Origin of the sequence: Bradyrhizobium sp. CCBAU 25338 (genome assembly GCF_028128965.1) — a bacterium.
In the GTDB taxonomy this organism is placed as follows: domain Bacteria; phylum Pseudomonadota; class Alphaproteobacteria; order Rhizobiales; family Xanthobacteraceae; genus Bradyrhizobium; species Bradyrhizobium liaoningense.
Window position 1 is genome coordinate 699,367 of record NZ_LFKY01000002.1, and the last position, 13,556, is coordinate 712,922.

The window sequence follows — 13,556 nt, forward strand, 5'->3', positions numbered from 1 at the left end:
TCTGCATGGGCAGGATGCGCATCGAGGGATCATGGCCAGACGCCCGGCAAGGACAGGCGGATCGGTGTCGCGCGGCGCCGGCGTGGCGCTGGGAGAAGCCGTGTTCCGCTCGCTGTGCGAGGCGCTCCAGGCCGGCAGCTACCGCGCCGGCGACCGCCTGCGCGAGGAGGAAGTCGCCCAGCGGCTGAAGGTCAGCCGCACGCCGGTGCGGGAAGCGCTGGGCCGGCTCGCCGCGCGCGGCTTCGTCGAGCCCGCCGGCGGCCGCGGGCTGATCGTCCGCAACCTCGACATTTCCGAGGTGCTCGAGCTCTACGCCATGCGCGAGATCATGGAAGGCGCCGCCGCGCGCCTCGCCGCCGAGCACGCCTCAACGACGGAAATCGACGCGCTCCGAGACATCGAGCAGGCTTTTGTCGAGGCGCCGCAGACCGACGCCGCCGAGATGGCGCGGCTCAACCGCGCCTTCCACGAGGCGATCTGCCGCGCCGCGCGCAACCGCTATCTCGACAACGCTTCGCGGGAATTGCAGGACTGGATCGCCCTGCTCGGCCCGACCACCTTCACCGTATCGGGGCGCCCCTCGACCAGTCATAGCGAGCATCAGGCCATTATCGAGGCCATTGCCGCGCGCGATGGCGACAAGGCGGAAAAGCTGGCGCGCGCGCATATCCGGGAAGCGCTGCGCTGCCGGCTGAAATTGTTGCAGAAGCAATAAGCCGCCTACCGCCTCACCTTGCGCGCGGGACGCGCGTCTTCAGCCGAGGCCGGCAAGGCATTGTCAAGCAGTTCGGTCGGGCCGCCCAGCGTGCGCGTCAGGCGGATGGCAGCCTTCAGCAACAGAGACGTCATCGCCTTGATATTGTCCCGCGTGAAGCGCAGCTTCGGCCCCGAGAGCGACAAGGCGCCAACGCATTTTCCAGCGGGGCCGAACACCGGGCAGGCAAGTCCGGCGCAATCCGGATCACGCTCGCCAAAGGACACTGCGATGCAGCCCTCGCGAATCTCATCATAGCCCTCCCCCTTCTCACCGTCGAAGGCAAGGATAACCCGGCCCGCCGCGCCGCGATCGAGCGGGAGCAGCATGCCGGCCTCGACGCGGTCGAGCGTCGAATGCTGGGAATCGACGCGGAAGACGCAGAGCCTGCGCTTGGCATCATGCCGCACGTGATACGACGGACTTTCCGTGCCATCGGCCACGAGCTGCCGCAACAGCGGCACCACCCGATCATGCAGATTGTTGCTGCGCTGGTAGACCGCACCGAGCCGGAACGGCGTCGGGCCGAGATGATAGCGACCGTCGGCGAACTGCACGAGATAGCCGAATTCCTGAAGCGACGTCATCAGCCGCAACAGCGTGCTCTTGTACATTTTGGTGCGTCGGGCGAGCTCGGCCAGAGTCATCGGCTCCGGCGCATCCTCGAAGGCCGCAAGGATGCTCAGGGCGCGGTCGACGGCGGCGACACCGGACGAAGGCATGCGGTCTCCTAGTCAGGGAATCCGGAGGGATCGATCAGCTTTGCGATGACGGGAAAATACGCATCGCCCATGCCCTTGTCGATCGTCTCCTGGAAGATCGTGCGCATCAGCGCTGCGCCGCGCAGATTTAGCCCGGCCTGGGCACCCAACTCCAGCGCGTAAGAGAGATCCTTCATTGCATACTCGGTCGAGAACGCGCGCAGCGGAAACTCCCTGGCGACGATCGCCTTCATGCCATGGTTACGCAGCGCGAAGCTATCCGCCGACCCCTTGGACAGGGTCTCCAGCAGCAGCTTCGGCTCGACGCCGCTGTGCTTAGCGATCGCGACCGCCTCCGCCAGCGCATTGACGGTCTCGAACAGCACCATGTTGTTGAGGATTTTCGTGACCTGCCCGGCCCCGGTGTCGCCACAGAGGGTGACATCCGTGGCGAAATGCCGGATCAGTGGCTCGACCTTCGCGAACTGCTCGACTGTCGCGCCGACCATGACGCTGAGCGTGCCGTCTTGCGCAGCCTGACGCGTGCGCGCGATCGGCGCGTCGATCCAGAGCGCGCCCTTGTCAGCGAGTTGCTTAGCGAACGACCGCGTCAGGCCGACATCGGAGGTGCCGAGATCGACCACGGTCTGGCCGCTTCCGATGGCCGGCAGGATGCCTTCGAAGACCGACATCACATGCTTGGCACTGGGCAGGCACAGGAAGATCGTCTCGGTGCCGCCGACGACATCCTTGACCGATCTCGCCGCGGTCCCTCCATCCGCAACGATCCGCGCCAGCGGCTCGGCAGCGAGGTCGAACGCCAGCACCGGCCGTCCGCTCTTGCGCAAGAGGTTGCGGCAGATCGGCTCGCCCATGACACCGAGACCGATGAACCCAATCGAACCAGACATTCCGTTACTCTCCCTCGAAAATCCCATGACCGGGCGGGTGCAGGCCCGCCCGGTCGACGCATTTATTTCACCAGCGGACAGCCACCTTCGCTCATCGGCCGGAACACCTCTTCGCCCGGCTTGGAGCTGACGATCCGATAATAGTCGAACTTGTACCTGGACTCCTCCGGCTTCTTCACCTGAACCAGATACATCGTGTGCAGCACGCGCCCGTCGGGACGGATCGTGACGTCCTTGTTGTACATATCGTTGACTTTCATCTCGTGCATCTTGGCGGCAACGGCCGTCGCATCCGTCGTGCCCGCCGCCTTCACCGCGGCAAGGTAGTGGTGGACGCCGCTATAGACCCCGGCCTGCACCATGCTCGCGACCTTGCCGTCCATCAGAGCGGCGTAGCGCTTCGACCAGGCCCGGGTTCCCTCATTGAGGTCCCAGTAAAACGAAGTCGTCACCTGCAGGCCCTGGGTGACCTTCAGGCCGAGGGAATTCACGTCCGTGATGAAGACGAGAAGACCGGCGAGCTTCTGACCGCCTTCGACGATGCCGAACTCGCCCGCCTGCTTGATCGCGGTCTGCACGTCCGCGCCCGACGTCGCCAGCCCGACGACGTCGGCCTTGGAGCCCTGCGCCTGCAACAGGAACGACGCGAAATCGGCGGTGCCGAGCGGATGGGCGGCCGAGCCGATCACCTTGCCGCCGGCGGCCTCGATGAATTTGGTCGCGTCGCGCTGAAGTGCGTGGCCGAAGGCATAGTCGGCCGTCACGAAGTACCAGGTCTTGCCACCGGCCCGCGTGATCGCGTCGCTGGTGAGCTTCGACAGCGCGTAGGTGTCGTAGTTGAAGTGGAAGCTGACCGGCGAGCACGACTTCCCGGTGAAGTCGGATGAGCCGGGGCCCGAGATGACGAAGATCTTGTTCTTCTGCTTGGCGACTTCGAGGATGGCAAAGCCGGCCGAAGAGGCCGCACCGTCCGCAATCATGTCGACGCCCTCGTTGTCGAACCATTTGCGCGCGGTGGCCGATGCAATATCCGGCTTGTTCTGGTGGTCGGCCGAAATGATCTCGATCTTCTTGCCGAGCAATTCGTTGCCGAAGTCTTCCGCGGCGAGCTTAGCGGCCGCAACCGAGCCTCGCCCGCCATTGTCGGCGAACACGCCGGACTGGTCGTTGAGCACGCCGATCCTGATCACATTGTCGGCTGCAAGCGCGGTACTCGCCTGTGCGGCCAGAATTGCCGCCATGATCCAACGCAACTTCATAAGATACGCCTCCCGTTTACGAATTTTGCTTGTTGAGGATGTCTTGCAGCACCGGCGCGATGTAGCGCCGGAACTGTTCCGGGTTCTCACTCATTGGAAAATGACCGAGCCGCTCCATGACCGTGGCCTTGGCGCCGGAAATGCCGGCCGCTGTCCGCAGCGTGTCCTCCGGCATGCAGGAGAAATCGTACTCGCCGGTGAGGAGATAGAGCGGACACTGGTTGACGTCGATGTTACAGGTGCGCCCGCGCAGATCGCCATCGACGCGATAGAAATAGAGATCGCCCTTGAAGATGCCGGGGCCGCCCTGCTTGTAGCCCCACAGCGTCTCGTTGCGCGAAGCTTCCGGGCCGTTCGGCGCGATCAGCCCGGACACCAGGGCGGCGCAGACCTCACCGCCATGAACGTCGGGCCGGTTCAGCCAGGCCGTGTCGTACCAGGGCTGCTGGAAGTCCGCAGCCTCGAGGCCGATCAAGGCGCGGAATTCGCGCGCATGCTCGATGGCGAGATTGAGCACGATACGGCCGCCGATCGAGCAGCCCATCACCACCGGGCGCTCCAGCTTCAGCGCGTTGCAGAACGCGCGGATGGTCGCGGTGTAGCTTGCGGTGGTCAGCCGATATTCGGTGCCGTATTGGCTGTCCGGCGGATTGGACTTGCCGTGCCAGGGCATGTCGAAGGCGATGACGCGGAGATGCCTGGTGAACTCGTCATCCACGAGCAGATGTCGCCATTGCCGCGCATCGGAGCCGGCGGTGTGGAGGCAGACCAGTGGAATGCCGCTGCCGTTTTCCTCGAAGTAGATGCGGTTGATCTCTCCATTGACTTCGACGTGGATGTAACGCCCGACGATCGGCTCGATGAATCCGTTCATGACGCACCTCCAAAACCGTTCTGTCGCGGCAGCGCCAAGAGATCCTTGAAGTACTGAAGATGCGTCATGAAGGGATGCAGATCGCCTTCAAGCGTCGCATGGCCGCGCTTATTGATCGCCAGCAGATCGTGCCAGCCTGCCGGCGGCATCCGCTGCCAGTAAGCGGCGAACGCGGCAGGTGTTGCGCGATAGGAAAAACGCCAGGAACGCATCAGCACTGGAGCCGGCGTCATATCCACGATCTGCCCGGCGCGGATGGCAACGTGAAATGGCTGCGTGCTCGGCCCAAGCAGGCAGTCGACGTCGAGCCAACGTCCGCGGGCGGTCAGAGTGGCATCCCGTGCCAGCAAGTCGGGGATTGCCTCGAAGGCCGTGATGACGGCGCCGGGCGTGAACGACACCGGCGGGCCGCCTTGATGGACGCGTTCGGATTCCATCGGTCCGTTCCCATCGTTCTGCTAGACAGAACGTTATTCTATTTCATCTCCACTTCTATACAGGGCTTGTGAGCGAACTCAAGTGCATGGGGCCGCATGCGGTGCCGCGGGGAGGCCGCCCGTTCAGGGGTGAAGTTCTGTCTCGCCGCCGGCGCGGCCCGAAATCAGGCTTCGAGGACGCGCGCGAGCAGCCAATAGCCGCCGAGCAGGCCGATCACTGCGGACACTGCATAGACCAGCCCCGCCGCCCTCACCGGCTCGGACCGATCCTCAACACTCAGTCGATCGGCCAGGCGGAGGATCGGCAGCGCGACTGCGACAATCGCGACCTGTCCGATCTCAACGCCGATGTTGAAGGCGGCCAGCGCCGGCACCGCTGCGTTGGGTGGCAGCCCGATCTCGCGAAGCGCACCGGCGAAACCGAAACCGTGGATCAGTCCGAACAGAAAGGCCATGCGCCAGCGCTTGTCGACATCGCGCGAGAAGAAGTTCTCCACGGCCACGAAGACGATCGAGGCCGCGATCGCGGGCTCCACAAGGCTGCTCGGGATGACGAGGACATCAAGCGCGGCCAGCGACAAGGTGATCGAATGGGCGATGGTGAAGGCCGTCACGATCTTGACGACCGGAATGAGCCGTCTCGCCCACAGCACCACGGCAATCAGGAATGCGACGTGGTCGTAGCCGAGGAAGATGTGCTCGATGCCGGTGAGGAGATAGCGCTGCATCGTCGACCCCAGCGGCGGCGGCGCGGTCGAGAGCATGACCGTCGTGTTGCCGGCGTCGAGCAAGGCCTGCACCTCCGATCTGCCCTGCGCGATCAGCACGACCTGTCGCGCGGCCGGGTCTTTCTCGGTCAGCACGGTCGAGCGATAGATGAGGTCGCCGGGGGCGTCGGCGCAGGCAAAGCTGTTGCGACAGATGATGCCGTCGCCGTCCGCCAGGATCGCTGCATCTCCGGCCGAACAGGCCCTGCCGCCGCCAGTTACGGCCAGGTGCGTGCTCATATAGACGAGGATGGCGGATCTGGCAGCCTCCACCGCCACAGGATCGACCGCGTCCTGTCTCGCGTCGTAGGTCCTCGTGCCGATCAGGCGATCGACATCGCTGCCCTTCAATCCGATCTCGACGCTCACCGTGCGATCGGCGCTCAGCGCCACGCGCGCCGTGACGAGGTTGACCTGATGCGCCTCGGCCGGGAGAGCGATGCCGAGCAGCGCCGCGAGCCACAGCAGCCGCGGCCACCTCACGATCCCGCTCCGCTGCCGTCAAGCCAGCACATCCGCCACGACCGCCTTCAGCACATCCCTGACGTCGCCGGGCTTCAGCCGCACCTGCAAGCCGCGCTGGCCACCATTGAGATAGACCAGTTCGTGCGCGAGCGCGCTCTGCTCGATCACGGTACGTACCGGCTTGCGCTGCCCGAACGGGCTGATGCCGCCGACCTTGTAGCCGGTGACACGCTCCGCCTCGGGCGGCTTCATCATCTGCGCCGACTTGCCGCTTGTCGCAGCGGCAAGCTTCTTCATCGAGACCTCCTGGTCGGACGGCACGATCACGCAGACCGGCTTGCCATCCACCAGCGCCATCAGCGTCTTCAACACGCGTGCCGGATCCTCGCCAAGCGCGGCAGCCGCCTGAAGGCCGATGCTCTCGGCGTCGGGATCGTAGTCGTAAGCATGGACGGTGAAGGCAACACCGGCGGCCGTGAGCGTGCGTGTAGCGGGCGTGACTTTGGACATGGGCCACGTTTACCACCGTCATTGCGATGAGCGAAGCCATGGCGATGGAATCCACACCCGCGCCACAAACCCGGTATCGTCCCGGCGAACGCCGGGACCCATCACCCCAAGGAGGAATTTGGCGAAGACTCGTGGTCCGGGACTGCGACCGTCCCCACTCGAGTGAATCACGCGGTATGGGTCCCGGCGTTCGCCGGGACGACACCGAGAGCTTGGCCGCTTCGCGACGTCGAAAGACCGCGGAGTGCGTTAGCCCTACTCCGCCGCGTCCCTCATCTCGACACGCTCGGCCCTGGCTGCGCAGAACTTGAACTCCGGGATCTTGCCGAACGGGTCGAGCGCCGGGTTGGTCAACAGGTTCGCCGCCGCTTCCGCGTAGCAGAACGGCATGAACACCATATTCTCCGGCACGTCGCGGTCGGAGCGGACCTTGACCTCGACGGCACCGCGCCGTGTCTCCAGCCGAATGAAATCGCCGGGCGCGAGCTGCTTCTTGCGCATGTCCTTCGGTGACATGAAGGCGACCGCCTCCGGCTCGATCTGGTCGAGCACCTGCGCGCGGCGCGTCATCGAGCCGGTGTGCCAGTGCTCCAGCACGCGGCCGGTCGAGAGCACCATCGGGTATTCGGCGTCAGGCAACTCGTCCGGCGGGATCACCTTGGCCGGCACGATCTTGCCGCGGCCGCTCGCGGTCGGGAAGCCCGTGGTGAAGATGATCTCGTTGCCGGGCTGGTCCGGACCGTCGACCGGATAGGTCACCGCGCCTTCACGCAGCAGCCGCTCCCAAGTGATGTTCTTCAGCGAGGGCATCAGCTGTGCCATCTCGGTGAAGACGTCGCCGGGGCCGGCATAATTCCACGGCAGGCCCATCCGCTTGCCGATCTCCTGGATGATCCAGAGATCCTGCCGCGCATCGCCGGGCGGCTTGATCACCTGGCGCGCGAGCTGCACACGGCGGTCGGTGTTGGTGAACGAGCCCTCCTTCTCGGCGAAGGCCGAGGCCGGCAGGATGACGTCGGCGTGGAACGCCGTCTCGGTGACGAAGAGATCCTGCACCACGAGATGATCGAGCATGACCAGCGCCTGGCGGGCATGCTGGAGGTCGGGATCGGACATCGCGGGATTCTCGCCCTCGATATACATGCCCTTGATCTCGCCGGCATGGATCGCGTTCATGATCTCGACCACGGTCAGGCCGCGGACGGGATCGAGATCCTGCTGCCAGAGCTTTTCGAAAGCGCCGCGCATGTCGTCGCGGCCGACCGGCTGATAGTCCGGCAGGAACATCGGAATCAGGCCGGCGTCGGAGGCGCCCTGCACGTTGTTCTGGCCGCGCAGCGGATGCAGGCCCGTGCCGGGACGGCCGACCTGGCCGGTGATCAGCGCCAGCGCAATCAGGCAGCGCGCATTGTCGGTGCCGTGGACATGCTGGCTGATGCCCATGCCCCAGAAGATGATCGACGACTTCGCGCGGGCATAGGTCCGCGCCACCTCGCGCAGCGTCTGCGCCGGGACGCCGCAGATCGGCTCCATCTTCTCCGGCGTGAACTCCTTGATCTTCTCCTTGAGCTCCTCAAACCCCTCGGTGTAGCCGGCGATGTACTGGTCGTCGGTGAGGCCCTCGGTGATGATCGTGTTGATCATCGCGTTCAGCATGGCGACGTCCGAGCCGGGCTTGAACTGTAGATGCTTGGTCGCATGGCGCGACAGCGTCTGCCGGCGCGGATCCATCACGAACAGCTTGGCGCCGTTCTGCTTGACCGCGTTCTTGATGAAAGTCGCGGCGACCGGATGGTTCACGGTCGGGTTGGCGCCGATCACCCAGATCACTTCGGCATCCATCGCGGCGGAGAACGGCGCGGACACCGCGCCCGAGCTCAAGCCTTCGAACAGCGCTGCGACCGACGATGCGTGGCACAGGCGGGTGCAATGGTCGACGTTGTTCGAACCGAAACCGGTGCGCACCAGCTTCTGGAACAGATAGGCCTCTTCGTTCGAACCCTTGGCCGAACCGAAGCCGGCCAGCGCCTTCACGCCCTTCTCGTCGCGGATCTTGACGAGCCCCCTGGCCGCGATGTCGAGCGCTTCCTCCCAGCTCACCTCTCGGAAATGGGTGAACGGATTGGCCGGATCGACCTGGTCGTTGGCGTCCTTCTTCGCATTCGGCAGCCGTACCAGCGGCTTGGTCAGGCGATGCGGATGGTGGATGTAGTCGAAGCCGAAGCGGCCCTTCACACAAAGACGATTGTGATTGGCGGGGCCGTCGCGGCCTTCCGCATAGATCACCTTCTCGTCCTTGACCTCGTAGGTCACCTGACAGCCGACGCCGCAGAACGGGCAGAGCGAGTCGACCTTCCTGTCGGCATAGGTCACGCGGGTCTGCTTCTCGTCCAGCATCACGGCCGGCATCAAGGCGCCGGTCGGACAGGCCTGCACGCATTCGCCGCAGGCGACGCAGGTGGACTCGCCCATGGGATCGTCGAAGTCGAACACGATCTTGGCGCCATGGTTGCGATAGGCCATGCCGATGACGTCGTTGACCTGGACCTCGCGACAGGCGCGCACGCAGAGGCCGCACTGGATGCAGGCATCGAGATTGACGCGCATCGCCGGATGGCTGGCGTCGGTCGCCCAGCGCTCGGCGGCGGGGAAGCGGCTCTCGGTGACGCCCGTCGTCTCGGCCCAGTGCCAGAACTTCGAATCCGGATCGTGCGAGGTCTCGCGCGCCGGCTGGTCGGCGACCAGCAGCTCCATCACCATCTTTTGCGCCGAGACCGCGCGCGCGGATTCGGTCTTCACCTTCATGCCGACCGACGGGGTGCGCTTGCAGGACGCCGCCAAGACGCGCTCGCCCTCGATCTCGACCATGCAGGCGCGGCAATTGCCGTCGGGGCGATAATCCGGTGCCGGCGAATAGCACAGATGCGGAATCTCGCGGCCCTGGCGCTTTGCCACCTGCCAGATCGTTTCGCCGGGATTGGCCTCGACCTGCTTGCCGTCGAGCTCGAACGTAATCTTCGTCATTCGGCCGCTTCCTTGAACTCGTCAGGGAAATATTTGATCACGGAGGACAGCGGATTCGATGCCGCCTGTCCGAGCCCGCAGATGGAGGCATCGCGCATCGCCTGGCTCAATTCTTCGAGCAAGGCACGGTTCCAGACCGGCTTTTGCATCAGCAGCGCTGCCTTCTGGGTTCCGACCCGGCACGGCGTGCACTGGCCGCAGCTCTCGTCCTCGAAGAACTTCATCAGGTTCAGCGCCGCCGCACGCACGCTGTCCTTTTGCGACAGGATCACGATCGCGGCCGATCCGATGAAGCAGCCGTATTTCTCCAGCGTGCCGAAATCGAGCGGGATGTCGTCCATCGACGCCGGCAGAATGCCGCCGGACGCGCCACCCGGAAGATAGGCGTAGAACTGATGGCCATCGGCCATGCCGCCGCAATATTCCTCGATCAGCTCACGCACGGTGATGCCGGCGGGCGCGAGCTTCATGCCGGGATTCTTCACGCGCCCGGAGACCGAGAAGCTGCGCAGACCGTGACGCTCGTGGCGGCCATGGCCCTTCCACCAGTCGGCGCCCTTCTCGACGATGTCGCGCACCCACCACAGCGTCTCGATGTTGTTGATCAGGGTCGGCAGGCCGAACAGGCCGACCTGGAACGGATAAGGCGGCTTGTGCCGGGGCAGGCCGCGCTTGCCCTCGATGCTCTCCAGCAGCGAGGATTCCTCGCCGCAGATGTAGGCGCCGGCGCCGCGCCGCATGTGCAGGGTCGGGCCGCCCGGCGGCAGCTTTGCAATCTCGCGCTGGAGGATCTCGCGCGCGGCCGGATATTCGTCGCGCAGATAGATGTAGACGTCGGAGGCCTGGACCACCTGCGCGCCGATCAGCATGCCCTCGATGAAACGATGCGGATCGGTTTCCAGATAGTAGCGGTCCTTGAACGTGCCGGGCTCGCCCTCGTCGCCATTGATCGCCATCAGCCGCGGGCCGGGCTCTCCCAGCACCGCGCGCCATTTGCGCCCCGTCGGGAAGCCGGCACCGCCGAGGCCGCGCAGCGAGGCGTCGTCGAGCGCCTTCAGGAGATCGTCCTTCGGCAGCTCGCCCGAGCGCACACGGCCCAGCAGCCTGTAGCCGCCGCCGGCGACATAGGCGTCGTAGTCGACATATCCGGGCAGATGCGCGTGAGTGTCGCCTGCTTTTGCCGCCGCCATCACATTGGCTACGGTGGCGTGATCGACGAAGTTGTGACCGACCTCGGCGGCGGGTGCGGTATCGCAGCGGCCGACACAGGGCGCGCGTACGACGCGGATGCCCGGTCCAGCTTTGCTTTGCAGGTCTTCCAGCAGCTTCTCACCGCCGAGCATCGCGCAAGTGAGGGAGTCGCAGACGCGGATGGTGAGCGGCGCAATATCCTGCTCGCCCTCCTTCACCACGTCGAAATGGGCGTAGAAGGTCGCGGTCTCGAACACCTCGGCGAAGGAGAGCTTCATCTCGTCGGCGAGGGCTGCCAGATGCGCGGCCGAGATCTGGCGATATTTGTCCTGGATCAGGTGCAGATATTCGATGAGCAGGTCGCGCCGCCGTGGACGGTCGCCGAGCAGCAACTCAATTTCATGCGCAGCGGCCGGATCGACCTGGCGTCCCTTCGGGGTCGCCTTGGCGCGCCGGCGTCCCTCTCCGGGATGCTCGAAGGAGCGGACCTTGTGCACGTCGTCATGGCTCATCGATTCGTCCCGATCTCGTCCTTTAGAACTGCTCCAGTTCTAGCTTCTGGCATGCCATATGCCAAGAAAATTATCATGCTCACGGAAGCAGTTAAGCGCGCAGCCCAAGGGCAACCCTGCATCGCTGTCCGGACGTGGCCTTGCGTTCGTCCAACGCGCCAACTCACAGAACGAAGCCTGAATTGGTCCGGAGATCAATAAAGGCTTCCTATGCTGCGATAGCGAAATCGCATCGAGCTCCCGCTCCGAGGCTACAGGTGACCCTCCATGCCCAGGGTGTTGAAAGGTCAGCATTTGCTCGTGCACTCCTTGATATGGAATTGGCGATCGTCACCCGCGAGGCCCTTGGCCTTCACGTCCTTGCGACACTCCTTATCGAAATGAACGGCGGGAGCGCGCGCATGGTGCGCTCCCGCTCGCAACGAATGCGCGCGATCAGAAGATCTTGACCGCGCTCTCCAGCGTCTTCCAGACACCCCAGGCGAGCGGAATGCCGACGAAGGCCCAGAACAGCGCCGCCTTGGCGTCGAGCCCGCCGAAGCCGATGCCGTAGGAGCCGTGCGGGCCTGCGGCGGCGGCGCTGGCGCTCGCGGCCTGGAGCTTGGCGACGTCTGCATCGCTCATGTGCCACTTCGAATCGACGGGCTTGATCAGGTAGTTGCAGATCAGGCCCGCGACCAGCATGGCGCAGAGGATGTACATGGTGGTGTTGTAGAGCTGGTCGCGGGGAACGCCGGCCGCGAGCTGGAACTCGCGAATGTAGTTCACCACGACCGGGCCGATGATGCCCGCGGTCGACCATGCCGTCAGCAACCGGCCATGGATGGCACCGACGAACTGGGTGCCGAACATGTCCGCGAGATAGGCCGGCACGGTGGCGAAGCCGCCGCCATACATCGACAGGATGATGCCGAAGCCGAGCACGAAGAGCAGCTTCGAGCCCATCGCCGCGAAGGTCGGGGCCAGCGCGTAAAGCACGATGCCGAGGATGAAGAACGTGTAGTAGGTGTTCTTGCGTCCGATCTTGTCCGACAGCGAGGCCCAGAAGAACCGGCCCCCGATGTTGAACAGCGACAGCAGGCCGGCGAAGCCTGCGGCGATGGCCGCGATCTGCGCCTTCTGTCCGGCATCGAGCTGGTTGAAGCCGATGTCGGGCAGGCCGATCAACTTGCCGGCGAAGATTTCCTGAAGCATCGGCGAGGCCATGCCGATCACGCCGATGCCGGCGGAGACGTTGAGGCACAGCACCCACCAGATCAGCCAGAACTGCGGCGTCTTGTGCGCGTCATTCAGGTGGACGTTGTTCTTGGAGATCATCGCATTGGCCTTGACCGGCGCCGTCCAGCCCTCGGGCTGCCAGCCGGTCGGCGGAATGCGATAGCGGAACGCGCCGATCATCATGAACACGAAGTAGATGACGCCCATCGCAACGAACGTCTCCCAGACGCCGACCGAGGTCGGGCTCTTGAAGTAGTTCATCAGGAGATTCGCCAGCGGCGCGCCGATCATGGCACCGCCGCCAAAGCCCATGATGGCCATGCCGGTTGCCATGCCGCGGCGATCCGGGAACCATTTCACCAGCGTCGACACCGGCGAGATGTAGCCGAGGCCAAGACCGACGCCGCCGATCACACCCGAGCCCAGCCACATCAGCCAGAGCTGGTGGGTGTAGATGCCGATCGCGCCGAGAAACAGGCCGCCGCACCAGCACAGAGCGGCGACGAAGCCGGCCTTGCGCGGACCGACCCGCTCGAGCCAGCCGCCCCAGATCGCGGCGGAGACGCCGAGCAGCACGAAGAACAGCGTGTACATCCAGCCCAGGCTGGCGACCTTCCAGTCGCAGCTCGTGGTGAACAGCTCCTGCCACAGCGACATGTCCGAACAGGCCTTCGGCGCCGTGATCCCGATCGCACGCGACAGCGGAAGCCAGAACACCGAGAAGCCGTAGGCCATGCCGATACAGAGATGGATGCACAGCGCCGCCGGCGGCACCAGCCAGCGATTGAAGCCGGCCGTCGCGATCGTGCGTTCACGATCGAGGAAGCCGGACGCACCGACCGGTGCAAGAACAGTATCGGCAGTCGTCATAAGCATTACCTCCCAAGCGCGGCCTTGCCGGCACATCGGTTTGAGACCGGTCGCGCGCGGGCT

Annotated in this window: 11 protein-coding genes; 1 reads left to right on the forward strand and 10 read right to left on the reverse strand. The window is 64.8% G+C overall.

Annotation, left to right across the window (positions count from 1 at the left end; all coding sequences use genetic code 11):
* The first annotated feature begins 31 nt into the window (after nt 1–31).
* Nucleotides 32–715, forward strand: a complete 684-nt coding sequence (locus tag ACM42_RS04680) for a GntR family transcriptional regulator (RefSeq protein WP_271526816.1) — start codon at nt 32–34, stop codon at nt 713–715.
* Between the two features lie 5 nt (nt 716–720).
* On the opposite strand, the gene ACM42_RS04685 is transcribed toward ACM42_RS04680, so the two are convergent.
* From ACM42_RS04685 to ACM42_RS04730, 10 genes are all read right to left on the reverse strand, one after another.
* The gene (locus ACM42_RS04685; RefSeq protein WP_271526817.1) at nt 721–1,476 is read right to left on the reverse strand and encodes an IclR family transcriptional regulator; all 756 of its coding nucleotides are present in this window, start codon (nt 1,474–1,476) and stop codon (nt 721–723) included.
* A gap of 8 nt (nt 1,477–1,484) precedes the next feature.
* A complete protein-coding gene (locus tag ACM42_RS04690) occupies nt 1,485–2,366 on the reverse strand; it encodes an NAD(P)-dependent oxidoreductase (protein ID WP_271526818.1) in 882 nt (293 codons plus the stop codon).
* A 62-nt stretch (nt 2,367–2,428) separates the two neighbouring features.
* The gene (locus ACM42_RS04695) at nt 2,429–3,625 is read right to left on the reverse strand and encodes an ABC transporter substrate-binding protein (RefSeq protein WP_271526819.1); all 1,197 of its coding nucleotides are present in this window, start codon (nt 3,623–3,625) and stop codon (nt 2,429–2,431) included.
* A gap of 16 nt (nt 3,626–3,641) precedes the next feature.
* Nucleotides 3,642–4,499: an alpha/beta fold hydrolase gene (locus ACM42_RS04700; protein ID WP_271526820.1), complete on the reverse strand. Its 858-nt coding sequence runs from the start codon at nt 4,497–4,499 to the stop codon at nt 3,642–3,644.
* Nucleotides 4,496–4,900 (reverse strand): hypothetical protein, encoded by a 405-nt coding sequence (locus ACM42_RS04705; RefSeq protein WP_271526821.1) that lies wholly within the window; start codon nt 4,898–4,900, stop codon nt 4,496–4,498. The genes ACM42_RS04700 and ACM42_RS04705 overlap by 4 nt, the downstream gene beginning before the upstream one ends.
* 200 nt (nt 4,901–5,100) lie before the next feature.
* Nucleotides 5,101–6,186: a HupE/UreJ family protein gene (locus tag ACM42_RS04710; protein WP_271526822.1), complete on the reverse strand. Its 1,086-nt coding sequence runs from the start codon at nt 6,184–6,186 to the stop codon at nt 5,101–5,103.
* 18 nt (nt 6,187–6,204) lie between these two features.
* Nucleotides 6,205–6,678, reverse strand: a complete 474-nt coding sequence (gene ybaK, locus ACM42_RS04715; RefSeq protein WP_271526823.1) for a Cys-tRNA(Pro) deacylase — start codon at nt 6,676–6,678, stop codon at nt 6,205–6,207.
* A 255-nt stretch (nt 6,679–6,933) separates the two neighbouring features.
* Complete coding sequence (gene fdhF, locus ACM42_RS04720; protein WP_271526824.1) at nt 6,934–9,702, reverse strand: formate dehydrogenase subunit alpha; 2,769 nt, start codon at nt 9,700–9,702, stop codon at nt 6,934–6,936.
* Nucleotides 9,699–11,405 carry an NADH-ubiquinone oxidoreductase-F iron-sulfur binding region domain-containing protein gene (locus ACM42_RS04725; RefSeq protein ID WP_271526825.1) on the reverse strand — a complete coding sequence of 569 codons (1,707 nt, stop codon included), beginning with the start codon at nt 11,403–11,405 and terminating at the stop codon, nt 9,699–9,701. The genes fdhF and ACM42_RS04725 overlap by 4 nt, the downstream gene beginning before the upstream one ends.
* A 435-nt stretch (nt 11,406–11,840) precedes the next feature.
* On the reverse strand, nt 11,841–13,493 hold the full coding sequence (locus ACM42_RS04730; RefSeq protein ID WP_271526826.1) for an OFA family MFS transporter: 1,653 nt from the start codon (nt 13,491–13,493) through the stop codon (nt 11,841–11,843).
* Nucleotides 13,494–13,556: the final 63 nt, after the last annotated feature.